Source organism: Roseovarius albus, from assembly GCF_900172335.1.
Taxonomy (GTDB): Bacteria; Pseudomonadota; Alphaproteobacteria; order Rhodobacterales; family Rhodobacteraceae; genus Roseovarius; species Roseovarius albus.
Genome location: NZ_FWFX01000015.1, coordinates 67831 through 84756 on the forward strand (window position 1 = coordinate 67831; position 16926 = coordinate 84756).

A 16926-nucleotide genomic window follows, 5' to 3' on the forward strand; every position below is an offset into this window, starting at 1 on the left:
CTTCAAACAAAAAGACTTGGGGCCAAGAGATCATCTCATCTCTTGGCCCCAAATGCACGGCAGCAGACGGTAACCCCGTCCAGCACATTTCTCTATTTCTGTATAAGCCCCACTAAAAATTTACCCGAAGGGATTGGCAATCAACAAATACAAACAAGTGAGCGCAACCAATTCTGTCACAGGCAGCCATGAAAGTTCTGATGGGCGTCGCCCTACCGGAACTTCTCCCCCAAGCACCTCTGGGTCTGGTGCGTCTAAAATAACTCTTGCGCCATTGCGCTCAAAACACTCGCGCGCAGACACATGATAGCCGAAGTTAAAGCGGTCACTCATACAGAGTTTACTGGTTATCTGGTTTCGAAACATACGTTTCTCCTAAAAAGTACACTGGATATCGAACGCGACTTATTTGCCCACCAAAATCGGCACAATTTTGACGCAGTTTGACACTTTTTCGCCACAATTCGAGGCCCAAATCCCCCTCAATACCCTAGGCGTGTCGCTTTTTGTATCCATTATTGCAACAATAATTGATCCACTTACGTAATTACAAAGAGTTAAGCATCCATTGTTTCCTATGTTTCCTTGTTGGTAATTTATCCCGGCATGCTGAATTGTGTCATTTTCGCCTTATTTAATTTTGATCAAACTTGGAAACGAAGTGTTTTTTTGAGCATTTTGAATTCACCATTCTGAAAACACATTAAAACACATTTTTGGTTTGCAAAGTCTGCAGACATGTCGAAACGATTCGTATGTGGGTTGAGGGTGACGCGATAGTTAATTACCACTATGGGGCACCATAAAAAGGGATCCTGATGGCATTCACAATCGCGATTGATGGACCGGCGGCAGCTGGCAAAGGCACGCTCTCCAAGGCTTTGGCCGCCGAATTTGGATTTGCTCATATGGACACCGGTCTCCTCTACCGTGCGGCGGGGTTTCGAACGTTGAGTGGTGTGGATCCAGTAGACGCCGCGCTGGCACTGGAGCCGCAGGATATTGAAGCTGATAACCTACGCACGCCTGAGGTGGCGCAAGCGGCATCGCGCGTGGCGGCCATCCCTGAGGTGCGGCAAGCGCTAACCGACTTTCAGCGCGCCTTTGCACGGCGTGATGGTGGTGCGGTATTAGATGGGCGCGACATTGGCACGGTGATCTGCCCCGAGGCCGAAGTGAAACTGTTTGTCACAGCCACCGACGATGTACGCGCACGGCGCCGACATCAGGAATTGGTGAACAAGGGACACGACTTGACACTTGAAGATGTGTTGACGGACCTGCAGGTGCGTGATGCACGGGACAGCGCCCGCGCCACAGCCCCGCTGAAGCCCGCCGAGGACGCGACGGTTCTGGACACGTCAGAGATGAGCATTGCCGCCGCCATTGAAGAAGCAGCTGAAATTGTACGGGCACGCATGACGCAGGTGTCTTAGCCTTTGTAAATCTCGCTTTGCGCGCCAAGATAGCCATTCCAGGCAAACCAATAGGCAATATGACCAGCGACCCGCGGCAATTGGCGGCCATCGGGAGCGACAAGCGCATCCTCGGTGATTTGCCATTGTGTGCCATCAGCGGATTTGACCGTTTTGGTATTGCCACTGAAAGTGATGCCCTTGCGCTCATAAGCGCGTACAGTGCGGGTTTTGTCATCCCCGATCAAAACCAGCGAGCGGCCCAGCATGCCATCGTTGATCACCTTGTTTTTGCGAAACGCTTTGAGCGGCCAAGCCTTGGCCCCTCCGAATTCGCGAATGCCAAAGACATAGTCCTTTTGTCGGTGCTGGCGCTGATCGACATTGGTGGGGAACATTAGATCGGGTGACGAGAAGTAGTCTTGATACACCACCCCTGAGCCGTAATTGCGATTGTACCCTGTATTGACCGACAGAACCCGGGTTTGCGGGTTGATTTGTCGCCAATCTGCCCATGTCGTAATTACAACAGGGCGCTGCTGCAATTCGATCCCTTTGTTCACTAATTTGCCCGAAACCGGCTTGCCCGTGAACTGGTTCCATAAAGAGTGCGTTGCACGGTCGAACATCAGTTTGTTGGAGCGATAAAGGAAGCCAGATGACCCAAAGATCAGGGGCTTCGCGCGACCTTTAACCTTTGTCTCGAATAAAATGCCTGAACCACACAGGGTGCAATAGGCCAAGGCGACCGGCACACCGCCAATGACCTCGTTGAACATTTCGTGCCAACCCATGATGCGCAGGGGATAGGCGCGGGTGTCACCGTTGATCGAAACGCCAAAGATTAGATCATCCTTGCGCATGTAATCGGCTTGTTTGGCCACAATCAGTTTGGGGTTGTCGAGCGATGGAATGCCATCCTTGCGCACCCCGCCCCAAGTGATTTCCTCAAGTCGAATTTTCATTCGGTCACGCTGCAGGTGGCGTGGTTTTAGGAAGACATCGAAATTGGGATCGATGCGCAGATAGATATCTCGTTTGAACTCGATCAAAGACGCCTGATGCGGGATGATCTGCGGATTGGCCTCTTGCCAGAGCATCCAGTCGAACCAATTGTCACCGGGTTTGGCTCCAGTGATTTCGTTCAGGGTTTCGACAAAATAGTTTTGCGGCAGCTGGGCAAACCGCATGGCCATGATCAGACCCGCGGCCAGATCCGGTTTCCCGCGTTTGCGAATAGCTGTGAGCGCGGCAAAGGCCCCTTCGGGTGAACTGTTGATCGTGGCTTTGAGCAGGTCAATTTCTTTGACGGCAGTTTGCGCACTGACAACGGTGGGCAACAATGCGGATCCTGCCAGACCGGCGGTGAATTCTCGGCGGGTGAAAGTCATGAGGAAGCTCCGGCTCGATGTTGACGCCATTGTGCCGAATACAGACTTCACACGCACTAAACGTCTTGGTGATCGGCCCCAAGCAGGATCCACCCCGCCCAATTTATGATAAAACAACCCATTTTTGGACTATATGGGCGGGCTTTGGCGCAAATTCGCCGGTGCGTTCCTACCCAGTTGCCACTGGTCATTGATCTCGTCCAAGCTACCATTTCAGAAGTGATATCATCACGACATTTGGAAGGGGGAGTTCAAATGACCGATTCCGTTATCGAAGAAGACCTGATCATTGAGGGCAATATTAATGCCAGCAAGGGTGATCTGGATATCAAAGGCCGGGTGACCGGGAATGTGAATGCCCATGCCGTGAAGCTGCACCTGAAAGGGTCCATTGATGGGGAGCTGTCTGCGAAGATTGTCACCATCGAAGGCAAACACAAAGGCAGCGTGCAATGTGATGAGCTAACGCTGACCTCAACCTCGGACTTGAATGCCAAGGTTGCAGCCCAGACGATGACCACCGAAAACGGGGCCAAGATTGCCGGAACAGTTAAGGTGACGGGGAAACCGTAAAGCTTCCATATAAAATGGTTTGAGCCGTCAAATAAAATTAGTAATGAATCACGCCTTCTGACCCGAGCATTCGCTGCCATTTTGCGGCCTCGCTCGTATTTTGAGAGTATCCATATAGACCCCCAGCATAGGCGTTTGCCATGAATTGAATCGCCCCTTCAAACTTCTGCGCGGCAGATTCTTCAATCTGTTTTAGGCCAGAAACTTCATCTTTCTCGACACCTCTACCCGCAATCAACGCTAGCCCGTAACACCATTTTGCATACACGTGCCCACTAGACGCGGCTTTTTGGTATAGTGAAGCCGCCTCTTCGTAATTCTGCGATTCCCAATAACTATGGGCCAGATAGAACATTGCTTCGGGGATTTCATCATCAGCACCCTTCTTTAATCGGCGCAAAAAGCACTGATCGAACTCCTCGCTGGTCATTTCCGGAGAGTTCTTCTGATCATCAAGCCCTTGGAGTAAGTATCCAGCAATCAGCATGCCTTTGTTCGACAATCGTTCCAAGAGCTCTCGTGCCCACTCTTCAATTGAGGCAACGAGGTCATCATTGGAGCAATGCCAAGTCATTTCCAACAATTTCTGAGCTTCTTCCAACTCATATTTATCTTGAGTTTCCACCTTGATAATCTCTCCAGTAAAAATGCACTTGTAACTTTCCGATGTCACAAATTGTCAACGCGATAAACACCTCAATTCAGCACCGCAATCGCTTCGATCTCGATCACCATATTCTCGTACACCAACGCCGGAACCGGAATGCCGGTGGTCGCAGGTCCGGGGTCAGTGTAGGACCCCGAGCGGATCAGCAGATTTTCGTGTAAAGCCTCGGCCGAGGCAGAGCCTTGGTAGAAGGTTGTGACTTTGACCACGTCATTCAGCTTTGCACCGAATTCAGCCAGAACGCGTTTGAGATTGTCCATTGCCACGCGGGTCTGGGCGACCATGTCGTCCGGGTGGATGACATTGGCCGTGCTGTCCAATGATACCTGCCCGCCGACGTGGATCACATTGTTGCACAGGGTGCCGTGTTTGTAGGGCAATTTGACAGTCCAATCCCAATGTCCCTCGGGCCAGGAAAAGCGTTTTGTCAGGGGTTCCTCGCCCTCTTGCGCGCAAATGGCGGTGGCGGCGATTTTGGCCATCAGGCCCTGATGCGGGAAAGACGGCACTGGTATGCCAGTTGGGGCTGGGCCGGGATCGGGGAAGTGATCGGCGCGGATGGTGGCGGATTTGGCCCAATCGTCGGCGGTGCCGTCGCCGCGGTAAAAAGTGTTAACCTTAACGACATCAGACATCCCTGCCCCTGCCGCCGCGAGCACATCACACAAACGGTCCATCATCAAAGTGGTCTGAGCGACGATATCATCTGGGGTGGCTACCGCGCCTTGCGGGGACATGGCCGACAAATCACTGGTGAACACCATTTCACCGCACCGCAGGACATGAGAAAAGGTGTTTGGCAGGTGGGGCATGTCCGGCAGGTGAAAATGCTGCTTCAGAAGCCTTTCCCCGCTTGGCGCGCGCATGGCCACGCCTTCGATCTCGGTCAGCATACCGGGATAGCACAGCTCAGGTAGGATGATCATGTTGATCACTGGCATGGTGTCGTGCCCGATGATCTCTGCAAGAAGATCAAACAAGCGTGCCTCGTCATCCGCATCACCGACATAGTAGACCACAAGACGCACCAGATCTGCGAAATCTGCCCCCAGATCGTTGAGCAGGTCTGACATATAGGCCATGGAGTTGCGACATTGCTGGTCCAGATTGCCAAGATTGCGCACTGTGCCCTGCGCATCCAGATCCACCTGACCGCCGGTAAAGATCAGATTTCCGGCCCGCACAGCGTGGTGATGGGTCAATTTAACCGGCCAGTTCCAGTGTTCGTCGGGAAAGCTGTATTGATGGGCCACTTTGCTACTCCGTCACAGATCTTAGTCAAGATCACTGTGGCCAGAACATGTTTCAATGCAATCAAAGATTTTGCGGCACGGAAAGAAAAACAGGACCGCAAACGCAGCCCTGTTTTTCGTCTTGTTCAGCAGCTTAAGAGGCCGCCAGTTCCGCAACCGAGATGCTCTCGATGCGTTCCCAGTTCTCATCCGCCGTGTCAGTGACACCGGCAACGTCCTTGAGGAACAGCGCGCGTGTCTGCGCGTTCAGGAACAGGAACAGCTTGCCCTCATGCACCACGAACTCGCTTGGGTCGCCGTCGAACTTCTTGCCGACCGACACGCCGTAGGAGCAAAAGCCACCGTGTTGCGGCAGGTACTTGGCTGGATTGGCCTCAAATGCGGCTTTGTTTTCGGCGCTGGCGAAATAGTAGGACGCACCTTCATAAGCCAGACCATGTTCGGCAGAGCCATCCAAAAGCTTGCCACCGTCCAGCAGGGCAACTGGGTCTGCTCCATGCACCGCCAATGGGGCACCAGGAGCTGCGATGCCATTGCTGACATTCAATTCATCAGCGGCAAAGGCCGGGCTGGCAACCAGAGGCAATGTGGCAATGAGGGCAGTGATCATCAGGTTCTTCATTGGGTCTTCCTTTCATATTGGCACCAGATCGCGGTGCGGTAAGAGAGGAAATACATGCTGTCACGAGAATTATTAGATCCAAGAATTCCAATATAATTGCAGATCGTTCAATCCTCAGAACCTTGGGTATTTATGGCGCTTTCCGTGCCCGCTGTAGCAGCCAATCTCGCAGCAGTTTTGCATTGGCGGGGGCGTTGCGGCGGAGTTTGACATAAAAATCCTGCGGCGTTTCCAGGCGGTGATGCAAGACCTGCATCAGCACGCCGCGCTCGATGAGTGGACGGGTAAGCAGCTCCCATCCCAGCACAACCCCCATGTCATCCTGTGCGGCCTGCAGGGCAATTGTGTAATTGTTGACGTGCAGCCCCTCGCCCAGAGCTCCGTTATAACCGAAAGCCTGCGTCCATTGCGGCCATGTGGTCCAGGTTTGGTCTTCGGCGTGGAGCTGAATCAGTGGAACATTGGCAAGATCGGATAGATCTTTGATCCCGTGCTGCGCAGCAAAGTTTGGGCTGGCTAAAGCGATGATATGGTCCTTGAACAAAGATTGGCAGGCCCCGCTATCGCGGCTCATATTAGCATAGCGCACGATCAGGTCACAATCATCTGCGGGCTGGGGGGCATCGGTGACCTGTTGGGTGACCACCACATGCCCATGGGCACGCCAGAACTTGGCCAAAGCTGGGGTGAGCCAAAGCGAGGAAACCGCCGTTGTGGCACGGATTGTGACGCCTTTCAAAGCTGCGCTTTCGCGGATGTGCTGCACCGCCTCAGACATCTCCCCCAACCCCCTCTGCACAGCAAGAAACAACGTCTTGCCGGTGTCAGTCAATTCGACGCCGCGTTGGTGTCGGTGAAAGAGTGTTTGGCCAAGCTCTTGTTCTAAAGATTTAATTTGGTGGCTAACGGCAGCGGGCGTGACATTTAGTTCAGTCGCTGCGGCCTTGAACCCAACGTGCCTTGCTGCTGCTTCGAAACTGGCCAACGCACTTAGTGAAGGTAAGCCATAGTGTTTGTTAGCCATTGTATCTTCGATCCTTAAAATTAGCGCTCTGCATAGCGCACAACAAGACACGCAATCAAGTTTTGAATTACTTTAAATAAGCCAATTCGAATTTTATTGACGTTGCCCGATACCCGTTTTGAACGCATGTCTGCCCCAACTGACTGGAGAGTGATATGACCCAATCCGCCCTTGCCCAACTTGACGATTCCTTGCGCGCCACACGCCAATCTTTTGACAGCATCCCGGTAGTGGATGTGGCCCCCCTGCTGGATGGCAGCGACAAGATGAAAGTCGCCAAGGAAATCCGCTGGGCGCTGGCCAACGCAGGTTTCATGTATGTACAGAACCACGGTGTTGCGGCAGAAAAACTCGACAATGCTTTTACCCAGACCAAAGCGTTTTTTGATCTGCCCTTGGAAGAGAAGATGAAGCTGCACGTCAGCAAATCGGGCACAGCGCTGCGCGGCTATATTGAGATGTTTGGGGAAAACACCGACCCAACCAAGACCAAAGACCTAAAAGAGTGCTTTGATCTGGGGCCAGAGACACCCGGCGACACCACGCCATTTTTTGGTGCGAACCAGTGGCCCGCCGATCTGCCAGAGTTTCGGGCGGCGATCTATGGCTATCATGAAGATATGAAACAGCTGTCAGGTAGCTTACTGCGTGGGATCGCCCTGTCGCTGGATCTGGACGAGAGGTTCTTTGAGCCTAAGATGCAGAACCCGATCAGCATTCAGCGCTTGCTGCATTATCCGCCACAGACCGGCAAGATTGATGAAAGCGTGATGGGCATTGGCGCGCATACTGACTACGGCAACTTGACCATTCTGGCGCAGGATGATGTCGGCGGGTTGCAGGTAATGAACCGCGATGGCGATTGGGTGCAAGGCCCGCCGATTCCGGGCATGTTTGTCATTAACATCGGCGATCTGGTGCAGCGCCTGACCAATGATGTCTATCTGGCGAACCTGCACCGGGTGGTGAACACCTCTGGTCGCGAGCGCTATTCGATCCCGTTCTTTATTGACGCGGATTACGATGCGGATTTCGCTCCTCTCCCAAGCTGTGTGACACCCGAAAATCCGGCGAAGTACGAAGCCGTCACCTGCGGCAAACACAAGTTCGGCCGTTTCCTGGAAAGCTTTCCGCATCTGGCGGCGCGGTAGGGATATATTACGCGAAGGGCCACGCCCGACACTGGGTGGACGTTAGGGGCATTTGATGCCTTCGAAACGCCCACTCAAGCCCGCCATTTGTGCAGCAAATAACGTAACGGAAACACCCTCCCATGAGGAGGGTCGGCCGTGGTCCGGCCCTGCGGCCCGGACTAACATCTCCTTGCAGGCGTCAAAGCCCTTATATTTCGGCTTGAAACATAGGGCGGAACCCTTTATGAGCAGCCCTGTCGACAAGGCGGGAAACGCCGCGAAATAAAGAGATCGAGCAGGGTCGGAGCCTCCGGCCCTCTTTGTTTTGTGTTCCGTCTGACCAATGAAACCCCAAGACCGGCGGAGACAACCGCGCGGCCCGAAACAAAACTAGTTAGGAAACAGACGCCACATGGCTAATAACGTATCTATGGAGGAGTTCGAAGCCCTTCTGAACGAAAGCTTCGAAATGGACACACCCGATGAGGGTACAGTTGTCAAAGGTAAAGTCATCGCAATCGAAGCGGGCCAAGCCATCATCGACGTCGGCTACAAAATGGAAGGCCGCGTTGATCTGAAGGAATTTGCGAACCCTGGTGAAGCCCCTGAAATCGCTGTTGGCGACGAAGTTGAGGTTTACCTGCGCGCAGCTGAAAACGCCCGCGGTGAAGCGGTTGTTTCACGCGAGATGGCCCGCCGCGAAGAAGCCTGGGACCGTCTGGAAAAAGCATACGCCGACGACCAGCGCGTCGAAGGTGCGATCTTTGGTCGTGTCAAAGGTGGCTTTACAGTCGATCTGGGTGGCGCAGTGGCATTCTTGCCCGGTTCACAGGTTGACGTTCGTCCGGTACGCGACGCCGGCCCTCTGATGGGTCTGAAGCAGCCGTTCCAAATCCTGAAAATGGACCGTCGTCGTGGCAACATCGTTGTCTCACGTCGCGCCATTCTGGAAGAAAGCCGTGCCGAGCAGCGCGCCGAAGTTATCGGCAACCTAACCGAAGGCCAGGCTGTGGAAGGCGTTGTCAAGAACATCACCGAATACGGTGCATTCGTTGATCTGGGCGGCGTTGACGGCCTGTTGCACGTCACTGACATGGCATGGCGCCGTGTGAACCACCCATCCGAGATCCTGACAATCGGTGAAACCGTCAACGTTCAGGTCATCAAGATCAACAAAGAAACCCACCGCATCAGCTTGGGCATGAAGCAGCTGCAAGACGATCCATGGGATCTGGTTGCTGCTAAGTATGCTCTGGAATCAGTGCACATGGGCCGCGTCACCAACATCACCGACTACGGTGCATTTGTTGAGCTGGAAGCCGGTGTTGAAGGTCTGGTTCACGTGTCCGAAATGTCCTGGACCAAGAAAAACGTACATCCTGGCAAAATCGTATCGACCAGCCAAGAAGTCGAAGTCATGGTTCTGGAAATCGATGGCGCCAAACGTCGCGTTTCTTTGGGCCTCAAGCAGTGCATGCGTAACCCATGGGAAGTGTTCGCTGAAAACCACCCAGAAGGTGCCGAAGTTGAAGGTGAAGTCAAAAACATCACCGAATTCGGTCTGTTCATCGGACTCGAAGGCGAAATCGACGGCATGGTTCACCTGTCCGACATCTCGTGGGACGAGCGCGGCGAAGACGCGATCCAAGGCTACAAAAAAGGCGACATGGTTTCGGCCGTTGTCTCCGAAGTTGACGTCGAGAAAGAGCGTATCTCTCTGTCGATCAAAGCCCTGGGTGGTGACAAGTTCGCCGAAGCCGTTGGCGGCGTGAAGCGTGGTTCGATCATCACTGTTGAAGTGACTGCAATCGAAGACGGTGGCGTTGAGGTTGAGTACGAAGGCATGAAATCCTTCATCCGTCGTTCCGACCTGTCGCGTGACCGTGCCGAGCAGCGCCCAGAGCGTTTCAACGTCGGTGACAAAATCGACGTGCGCGTGACCAACGTTGACAGCAAAACCCGCCGTCTGGGTCTGTCGATCAAAGCACGCGAAATCGCGGAAGAAAAAGAAGCTGTACAGCAGTATGGTTCGTCCGACTCGGGTGCATCTCTGGGGGATATCCTGGGTGCCGCGCTCAAAGGCGACGAATAATATCAACCGCTTTTCGGTATTTAAACGGCCTCGTATTTGCGGGGCCGTTTTATGTTTATGACATACCGGGCTGCCAGCTTGAAAATGTAAGATTGAACCCGAATCGTTTCCGCCCCTTGGGCGAAGCAAATGTGAAATCGGAGGGCATCCCGCCGAGATGGCGCTGAAAAAATTAGTGATTTTTGGTGTTGAACCCTAGGAAAAGCCCAATTTCATGCGTAACTTACGAAGGTGAGTGTTTAGATTTTTTCTTTTTCTATCTATAGTTTCTGCAATGATAGTACGTGACTAGATAACAATCGCCTGGGGAGGAACTGATGATCCGATCGGAATTGATTGAGAAGATAGCCGAGGAAAATCCACATCTCTATCAGCGGGATGTTGAGCGTATCGTGAACACCGTTTTCAACGAGATCACCAGCGCGATGGCCCAGGGCAACCGGGTTGAGTTGAGGGGCTTTGGCGCCTTTTCAGTCAAGAAACGGGATGCTCGCACCGGGCGCAATCCACGCACGGGTGAATCGGTTGAGGTTGAAGAAAAGCACGTGCCCTTCTTCAAGACAGGCAAACTGCTTCGTGATCGGCTGAACGGAAAATAACATGCGCTATATTCGCTACGCCTCGATCGCCATCTTTGCGGTGGCTCTTATTCTTGTCGCCATGGCCAACCGGTCAATGGTCACTTTGAAGATCATCCCTGACGAGCTTGACCGCTTCGCGGTCTTGACGCCAAGTTTCCAGCTCCCACTGTTTCTGGTGATCTTGGGGAGTATTCTGGTGGGTTTGATCATCGGGTTTGTCTGGGAATACTTTATCGAGGCAAAGAAGCACCGTGAGGACGCGCGCCAGATTCGCGAAGTGGAAAGTCTGCGCGCTGAGGTCAAACGCCTGAAGGGGGCGCAGCCCGAAAGTCAGGACGAGGTGCTGGCTATTTTGGACAAGGCCAGCTAAGACCCGGCTATGCCGTCTGATATACGTATCAAAATCTGCGGGTTAAGCACGCCCGAAACCGTTGCTGCCGCAGCCGAGTCTGGGGCGGCCTATGTCGGATTTGTGTTTTTTCCGAAATCGCCCCGCAATATCGACTTAGCGACTGCGCGAGAATTGGCGCTTGATGTGCCAAATGGCGTGGCCAAGGTGGCGTTGACCGTGAATGCCAACGACGTCTTTCTGGATCAATTGGCAGATACTGTGCCATTGGACATGTTGCAGCTGCACGGAGCCGAGACACCCGAACGCGTGTTGGCGGTCAAAGCCCGTTACGGCCTCCCCGTCATGAAAGCCATTGGCATTGCAGATAAAGGCGACCTGCCCCAGATCGAGGCTTATGAAGCCGTCGCTGACCAGCTACTGATCGACGCCAAGCCGCCCAAACAGGCCGTACTGCCGGGTGGTAATGGGTTGGCGTTTGACTGGACATTGCTCGCTGGACGCAAATACTGGCAACGACCATGGATGCTCGCGGGCGGATTGTCTGCAGTAAATGTTGCTGAAGCTGTTCAACGGACAGGCGCGCGGCAGGTTGATATCTCCTCAGGTGTAGAGAGTGCGCCGGGCGTGAAAGACATCAAGCTGATTCAGGACTTTATCGCGGCGGCACTGGCATGATCGTGTTTCGCCCTGCCCGCCGCGATGATGTTCCGGCGATTGTTGCGATGCTCGCGGATGATGAATTGGGCAGCACGCGCGAGCTGGAAGATCTGACGTCCTACTATGCGGCTTTTGATGCCGTTTTATCCGAGGGCGGCAATCGGATTCTTGTCGGCGTGGATGACAAAGATCACCCGATCGCGACTTATCAATTGACGCTGATTTCGGGGCTATCGCTCAGTGCCGCAAGACGCGCCCAAATCGAAAGCGTCCGAGTGGCCGCGCCTTACCGAGGTCAAGGGGTCGGGGCTGAGGTGGTCGCTGATGCTGAGCGCCGGGCACGGGCCGCAGGGTGTCGCTTGTTGCAGCTCACATCGAACCGGACGCGGGAACGGGCATTGGATTTTTACGAACAAGCTGGTTTTACCCCTTCACACTTCGGATTTAAAAAATATCTCTCCTGATTTCCTCGACTGCCCCAAGCTTCTCTATACTGGGCAGAGGCAGAGGTAACAGACATCAAACTCGGCCGATGAGCTAGTCAATGTGTACGGCTCGCAATCTCTTGAGGAATCAATGTGCCGGCTAATCAAAATACACTATGTTAAATAGGAATGTCCGGAAGCCCACAAACGGTGCCTAAGATTAAGACATGGCAAATACGCGCATATGTCCCCAGTTTTTATTCATCGACGCTGGTCGTTGGCTGCATGCCTATGTAGCGCAGGTCAATCCATCCGCTTTTCGCTGGAAAATTCTGTCAGCGTCCCATATTCAACCCAAGACCAAGATGGGAAATATATACTATGAATGATCTATTCAACTCGTTCATGACCGGCCCCGATGAAAAGGGCCGCTTTGGCGATTTTGGGGGGCGTTTCGTCTCTGAAACCTTGATGCCGCTGATCCTTGAGCTGGAAGCGCAGTATGAAAAGGCCAAAACCGACCAGAGCTTCTGGGACGAGATGAATCATTTGTGGACGCATTATGTTGGTCGCCCCAGCCCGCTCTACTTTGCTGAAGGGCTGACGGAGCACCTTGGCGGCGCCAAAGTGTACATGAAGCGCGATGAGCTGAACCACACCGGCGCGCATAAGATCAACAATGTGCTGGGCCAGATCTTGCTGGCGCGTCGAATGGGCAAAACCCGGATCATCGCCGAAACCGGTGCAGGGCAACACGGCGTAGCGACGGCAACCGTTTGTGCTAAGTTTGGGTTGAAGTGCGTGGTCTACATGGGCGCACATGACGTTGAGCGGCAAAAACCAAACGTGTTCCGCATGCGTTTGCTGGGGGCCGAGGTCGTGCCGGTGACCTCTGGTCGTGGCACGCTCAAGGACGCGATGAACGATGCGCTGCGTGATTGGGTGACCAACGTGCGTGATACATTTTACTGCATCGGTACAGTCGCTGGTCCGCACCCCTACCCCGCGATGGTCCGCGACTTCCAGACCATCATTGGCAAGGAAGCCAAAGCCCAGATGCAAGAGGCCGAAGGTCGCCTGCCCGACACGATCATTGCTGCCATCGGCGGCGGGTCGAACGCCATGGGTCTGTTCTTCCCGTTTCTGGATGACAAAGAGGTTCGGATCATCGGCGTCGAGGCTGGTGGCAAGGGCGTGACCAATAAGATGGAGCACTGCGCCTCGCTAACCGGCGGTCGCCCCGGCGTGCTGCATGGCAACCGCACTTATCTGCTGCAAGATGACGATGGCCAGATTCTAGAAGGTTATTCCATCTCGGCCGGTCTGGACTATCCTGGCATCGGGCCCGAGCATTCCTGGCTGCATGAAGTGGGTCGCGCCGAATATGTCGCGATCACGGACAAGGAAGCGTTGGAAGCGTTCCAATTGTGCTGTTCGACCGAAGGCATTATTCCCGCGTTGGAGCCGAGCCATGCGCTGGCCCACGTGATGAAAATCGCACCGGACCTGCCAAAGGATCACATCATCTGCATGAATATGTGTGGACGTGGCGACAAGGACATCTTTGCTGTCGCCCGGCATCTGGGCTTCGATATGGCCGAATCCGACTAGATCAACCCGGCCTAATCAAATTGACACCCTCAGCAAGTTATCAAACGTTTCTTGCTGAGGGTTTTTATTTTGAACCAATGGGGCAGAAGCATAAGAATCATTGGCACCCCTTTGATCTCAAGTTTGGAGCGTGAATGACTGGCTTTTTTCGCTCTACAAATCCACTTGAATCCCTTTTTGTACGTTGATCCGCTGGCACCGAAAAAAGTTTATACAATGCTGTGCAATTCAAGAATTCTAAGTCACGTTTTCCTGCCTCGACTTACTGAGGTTGCCAGTTTCGGCTTGGTCGCCTGCTTCCAATATGACTAAAATGAAATTAACTTTCAGAAGCGCTTTTTCGGAGAAACGACGTGGCCGATGGTGCTTGAGTTCCAATCTTACGTTGTACGCATCTAACCAGCTGCGCGCAATTGACGACGGCGCTAAGGGATACACCTTATCTGTTTGCCTAGGTGGTCGACACCATTGACATCAATACGGTTGCCTAGTCAGAGTGTTCACTCGCCTCAAAATTCGTCATTGCTGGTTCAACCTGACGGCAATGTGATTGTTTTGTTTGACGCCGCCGAGAACAGTTCAATCATTCAGACCGCAGGCATCCCAATACCAGCAACGGCCCTGCAAGACGCCGCAGAAGATCTGTAAATCTGGGAAACCCTTTCGGATCTTTCACCCTTCACCATCAACCAGTTTTTGGACGGCGCCGATCTTCTGCCAGGCTCGGATGAGCAGCAGCTTGTTCGCGTTGGCGCCCCTCTGATCGGGTTAGAGTATAACTCGCTCGCACCTCTAACGTATTATCCACCCGACTGCGCGTGGCCTTGGGTCAATAAAGCTTTCTTAAAATCGCGGAATTCGTTGCGATCTCGCTGACTAAAACGCCCGCGATAGCATTGGAATGCTTCAGTTTGCCGAATTGCAAGCGTTAAGCTAAGTTTAGCGTGTTAAATGTATTTATTCGTTTCGCGTGCAACTTAAATTTTGGCATAGGGGCAATTCAATATGTTTTTAGCAAAAGTTCTCAAGTCATCTGCTATTCTAGTAATGTCAGCTATTATTGCAGGCGGCTTCAATGCCCAGAGAACAGCGGCAAATCCGCTTGCATCGGCTGGGGCTGATCCAAATGAATGGCATTTCACATTAACCCCATATCTATTTTTGCCCACCAGCACAGAAGGAACTTCGACCGTTGATGGTTCCAGTGCATCGATTGATCTCGATCTAGGAGATATACTGGACCTTCTTCAAGGTGCTCTTTCGGCGCGGTTTGAGGCTTGGCGCGGTCAGTTTGGGATCATCACAGAAGGCTATTATGTCTATATAGAAGAAGACGTCACATTACCCGGCCCTGCCGAGGTGAACCTGAATGTCCCAGTGAAGCAGGCCTATATCAGCCTAATGGGCGCCTACCGGTTTCACGAAGGGCGGACATCCCGAGGGCCTTATTCTTGGGATGTTTCAGGCGGCGTACGCTGGAACAGCATCACCCAGGACATCAACATCACCGGCCCTGCAAGGGCCACCTCTCTGGGTGGGACCGAAACCTGGTTTGAACCCGCGATCGGCCTTCGCGCGGCTTATGAGCTCTCAGAGGATTGGACCGCTGGCGCACGTGTTGAGCTTAGTGGATTTGGCGTTAACGGCAACGATCTGCAATATACTGTACTGACCGGCTTTGACTGGCAGGCGTGGGAGAATGTTTCACTCAGATTTGGATATCAGTGGTATGGTATCGATTTCGCAACCACTCGCTCAGGCGGTCGCTTCGCTTATGACGTTGACCAACATGGCCCTTATCTGGGCGCGAGCTTTACATGGTAAAGAAAAACCCCGGCCAATTTGACCGGGGTTTCTATTTCAACAGGGGGATAAATCACCCCACCATCGCTTAGTCGCGCTCTTCGATGATCTCAACCATATGCGGAATCTTGTTGATCATGCCACGCACAGCCGGTGTATCTTCCAGCTCGCGGGTTTTGTGCATTTTGTTGAGGCCCAGACCGATCAGGGTCTGACGCTGTTTTTCGGGGCGACGGATCGGGCTACCGATCTGTTTGACAACGATTGTTTTAGCCATATCGAGGTCTCCTTACGCTTCCGCTTTTTCAGCGGCTGGTTTTGCATCGCGCTGCAGGATGTCTGCAACTTTCTTACCACGACGCTGGGCAACCATACGTGGGCTAGCTTCTTTCTGCAGGCCATCGATGGTGGCACGGATCATGTTGTAAGGGTTTTGTGAACCGATCGATTTTGCAACAACGTCTTGAACGCCCAGCATCTCAAACACGGCACGCATCGGACCACCGGCGATGATACCAGTACCAGTTGGCGCTGTGCGCATAACAACTTTGCCTGCGCCGTGACGGCCTTCCATGTCGTGGTGCAGAGTACGGCCCTCACGCAGAGGTACGCGAATCATTTGACGCTTGGCTTGCTCAGTTGCCTTACGGATCGCTTCAGGTACTTCTTTCGCTTTACCCTTACCAAAACCTACACGGCCTTTTTGATCGCCAACAACCACAAGAGCAGCAAAGCCAAAACGCTTACCACCTTTTACGGTTTTCGACACGCGGTTAATCGCGACTAGGCGATCTGCGAATTCTGGAGTTTCGTCGCGATCGCGACCTCCACGACGGTTGTCATCTCTTGCCATTGTGGCATCCTTTCAATCCGGCGCTCAGCGCCTATTTCTTGTCGATCCCAGTGAGTAAAACCCCCGGATCATCGAGGTGGCCCTGAGCGGGCCACCTACGCTTTTAGATTTTCAGACCGCCTTCACGTGCGGCGTCGGCAACTGCCTTGACCTTACCGTGAAACAGGAAGCCGCCGCGATCGAAGTAAGCTTCGGTCACGCCTGCTTTCTTGGCGCGTTCCGCAATCGCTTCACCCACTTTGGTGGCTGCTGCGATATTGTTCTGACCAACAACGCCCAGATCTTTTTCAAGAGTGGAAGCTGCTGCCAGTGTCACGCCATTGACGTCATCAATCAGCTGAACGCTGATGTTTTTGTTCGAACGGTGAACGCTAAGGCGCGCACGCCCAGCATTAACCTTGCGAAGTTTGTTCCGAACGCGCATGCGGCGTTTGATGAACAGTGTTCTTTTGCTGTTTGCCATTTTAACGCGTC

General features: G+C 53.3%; 19 protein-coding genes and 1 pseudogene. 11 read left to right on the forward strand and 9 right to left on the reverse strand.

Features of this window, described 5'->3' with window-relative positions; translation table 11 throughout:
- Positions 1-120: 120 nt before the first annotated feature.
- Positions 121-366, reverse strand: coding sequence for a hypothetical protein (locus tag ROA7450_RS18145; protein ID WP_085807370.1), 246 nt, complete (start codon positions 364-366; stop codon positions 121-123).
- 452 nt (positions 367-818) lie between these two features.
- Between ROA7450_RS18145 and ROA7450_RS18150 the strand changes: the two genes are divergently transcribed.
- Positions 819-1436 carry a (d)CMP kinase gene (locus tag ROA7450_RS18150; RefSeq protein WP_085807371.1) on the forward strand — a complete coding sequence of 206 codons (618 nt, stop codon included), beginning with the start codon at positions 819-821 and terminating at the stop codon, positions 1434-1436.
- Here ROA7450_RS18150 and ROA7450_RS18155 read toward each other — a convergent pair.
- Positions 1433-2806: a DUF3179 domain-containing protein gene (locus ROA7450_RS18155; protein WP_085807372.1), complete on the reverse strand. Its 1374-nt coding sequence runs from the start codon at positions 2804-2806 to the stop codon at positions 1433-1435. The genes ROA7450_RS18150 and ROA7450_RS18155 overlap by 4 nt on opposite strands.
- Positions 2807-3061: 255 nt before the next feature.
- Here ROA7450_RS18155 and ROA7450_RS18160 point away from each other — a divergent pair, with 255 nt between their 5' ends.
- Entirely contained in the window at positions 3062-3379 is a 318-nt protein-coding gene (locus ROA7450_RS18160; RefSeq protein ID WP_085807373.1) for a bactofilin family protein, read from the forward strand.
- Between the two features lie 37 nt (positions 3380-3416).
- On the opposite strand, the gene ROA7450_RS18165 is transcribed toward ROA7450_RS18160, so the two are convergent.
- The 4 genes and pseudogenes from ROA7450_RS18165 to ROA7450_RS18180 form a co-directional block, all read right to left on the reverse strand.
- A complete protein-coding gene (locus ROA7450_RS18165; protein WP_159454098.1) occupies positions 3417-4052 on the reverse strand; it encodes a tetratricopeptide repeat protein in 636 nt (211 codons plus the stop codon).
- A 23-nt stretch (positions 4053-4075) separates the two neighbouring features.
- On the reverse strand, positions 4076-5299 hold the full coding sequence (locus ROA7450_RS18170) for a RidA family protein (protein WP_085807375.1): 1224 nt from the start codon (positions 5297-5299) through the stop codon (positions 4076-4078).
- Positions 5300-5534: 235 nt separating this feature from the next.
- Positions 5535-5921 (reverse strand): annotated as a pseudogene (locus ROA7450_RS18175) (YHS domain-containing (seleno)protein); the annotation flags it as partial.
- Positions 5922-6051: 130 nt separating this feature from the next.
- Complete coding sequence (locus tag ROA7450_RS18180) at positions 6052-6945, reverse strand: LysR substrate-binding domain-containing protein (RefSeq protein ID WP_085807377.1); 894 nt, start codon at positions 6943-6945, stop codon at positions 6052-6054.
- Between the two features lie 155 nt (positions 6946-7100).
- On the opposite strand from ROA7450_RS18180, the gene ROA7450_RS18185 reads away from it, so the two are divergent.
- The 9 genes from ROA7450_RS18185 (at position 7101) to ROA7450_RS18220 (ending at position 15620) form a co-directional block, all read left to right on the forward strand.
- Positions 7101-8096, forward strand: a complete 996-nt coding sequence (locus ROA7450_RS18185; protein WP_085807378.1) for an isopenicillin N synthase family dioxygenase — start codon at positions 7101-7103, stop codon at positions 8094-8096.
- A 394-nt stretch (positions 8097-8490) separates the two neighbouring features.
- A complete protein-coding gene (gene rpsA, locus ROA7450_RS18190; protein WP_085807379.1) occupies positions 8491-10170 on the forward strand; it encodes a 30S ribosomal protein S1 in 1680 nt (559 codons plus the stop codon).
- A 317-nt stretch (positions 10171-10487) separates the two neighbouring features.
- Positions 10488-10769 carry an integration host factor subunit beta gene (gene ihfB, locus ROA7450_RS18195; RefSeq protein ID WP_085807380.1) on the forward strand — a complete coding sequence of 94 codons (282 nt, stop codon included), beginning with the start codon at positions 10488-10490 and terminating at the stop codon, positions 10767-10769.
- A gap of 1 nt (position 10770) precedes the next feature.
- Positions 10771-11121 carry a lipopolysaccharide assembly protein LapA domain-containing protein gene (locus ROA7450_RS18200; RefSeq protein ID WP_085807381.1) on the forward strand — a complete coding sequence of 117 codons (351 nt, stop codon included), beginning with the start codon at positions 10771-10773 and terminating at the stop codon, positions 11119-11121.
- 9 nt (positions 11122-11130) lie between these two features.
- Positions 11131-11778, forward strand: coding sequence for a phosphoribosylanthranilate isomerase (locus tag ROA7450_RS18205; protein ID WP_085807382.1), 648 nt, complete (start codon positions 11131-11133; stop codon positions 11776-11778).
- Entirely contained in the window at positions 11775-12224 is a 450-nt protein-coding gene (locus ROA7450_RS18210) for a GNAT family N-acetyltransferase (protein WP_085807383.1), read from the forward strand. Before ROA7450_RS18205 ends, ROA7450_RS18210 begins: the two co-directional genes overlap by 4 nt.
- A 342-nt stretch (positions 12225-12566) precedes the next feature.
- Positions 12567-13796, forward strand: a complete 1230-nt coding sequence (gene trpB, locus ROA7450_RS18215) for a tryptophan synthase subunit beta (RefSeq protein ID WP_085807384.1) — start codon at positions 12567-12569, stop codon at positions 13794-13796.
- A 522-nt stretch (positions 13797-14318) separates the two neighbouring features.
- Positions 14319-14444 carry a hypothetical protein gene (locus ROA7450_RS21455; RefSeq protein ID WP_268808485.1) on the forward strand — a complete coding sequence of 42 codons (126 nt, stop codon included), beginning with the start codon at positions 14319-14321 and terminating at the stop codon, positions 14442-14444.
- Between the two features lie 399 nt (positions 14445-14843).
- A complete protein-coding gene (locus ROA7450_RS18220; protein ID WP_085807385.1) occupies positions 14844-15620 on the forward strand; it encodes an outer membrane protein in 777 nt (258 codons plus the stop codon).
- A gap of 67 nt (positions 15621-15687) precedes the next feature.
- Here the strand turns inward: ROA7450_RS18220 and rpmD are convergent, their stop codons facing one another.
- The 3 genes from rpmD to rplR form a co-directional block, all read right to left on the reverse strand.
- On the reverse strand, positions 15688-15876 hold the full coding sequence (rpmD, locus tag ROA7450_RS18225; protein WP_085807386.1) for a 50S ribosomal protein L30: 189 nt from the start codon (positions 15874-15876) through the stop codon (positions 15688-15690).
- Between the two features lie 12 nt (positions 15877-15888).
- Entirely contained in the window at positions 15889-16452 is a 564-nt protein-coding gene (gene rpsE, locus ROA7450_RS18230) for a 30S ribosomal protein S5 (protein WP_085807387.1), read from the reverse strand.
- Between the two features lie 103 nt (positions 16453-16555).
- Complete coding sequence (rplR, locus tag ROA7450_RS18235) at positions 16556-16915, reverse strand: 50S ribosomal protein L18 (protein WP_085807388.1); 360 nt, start codon at positions 16913-16915, stop codon at positions 16556-16558.
- Positions 16916-16926 lie beyond the last annotated feature (11 nt).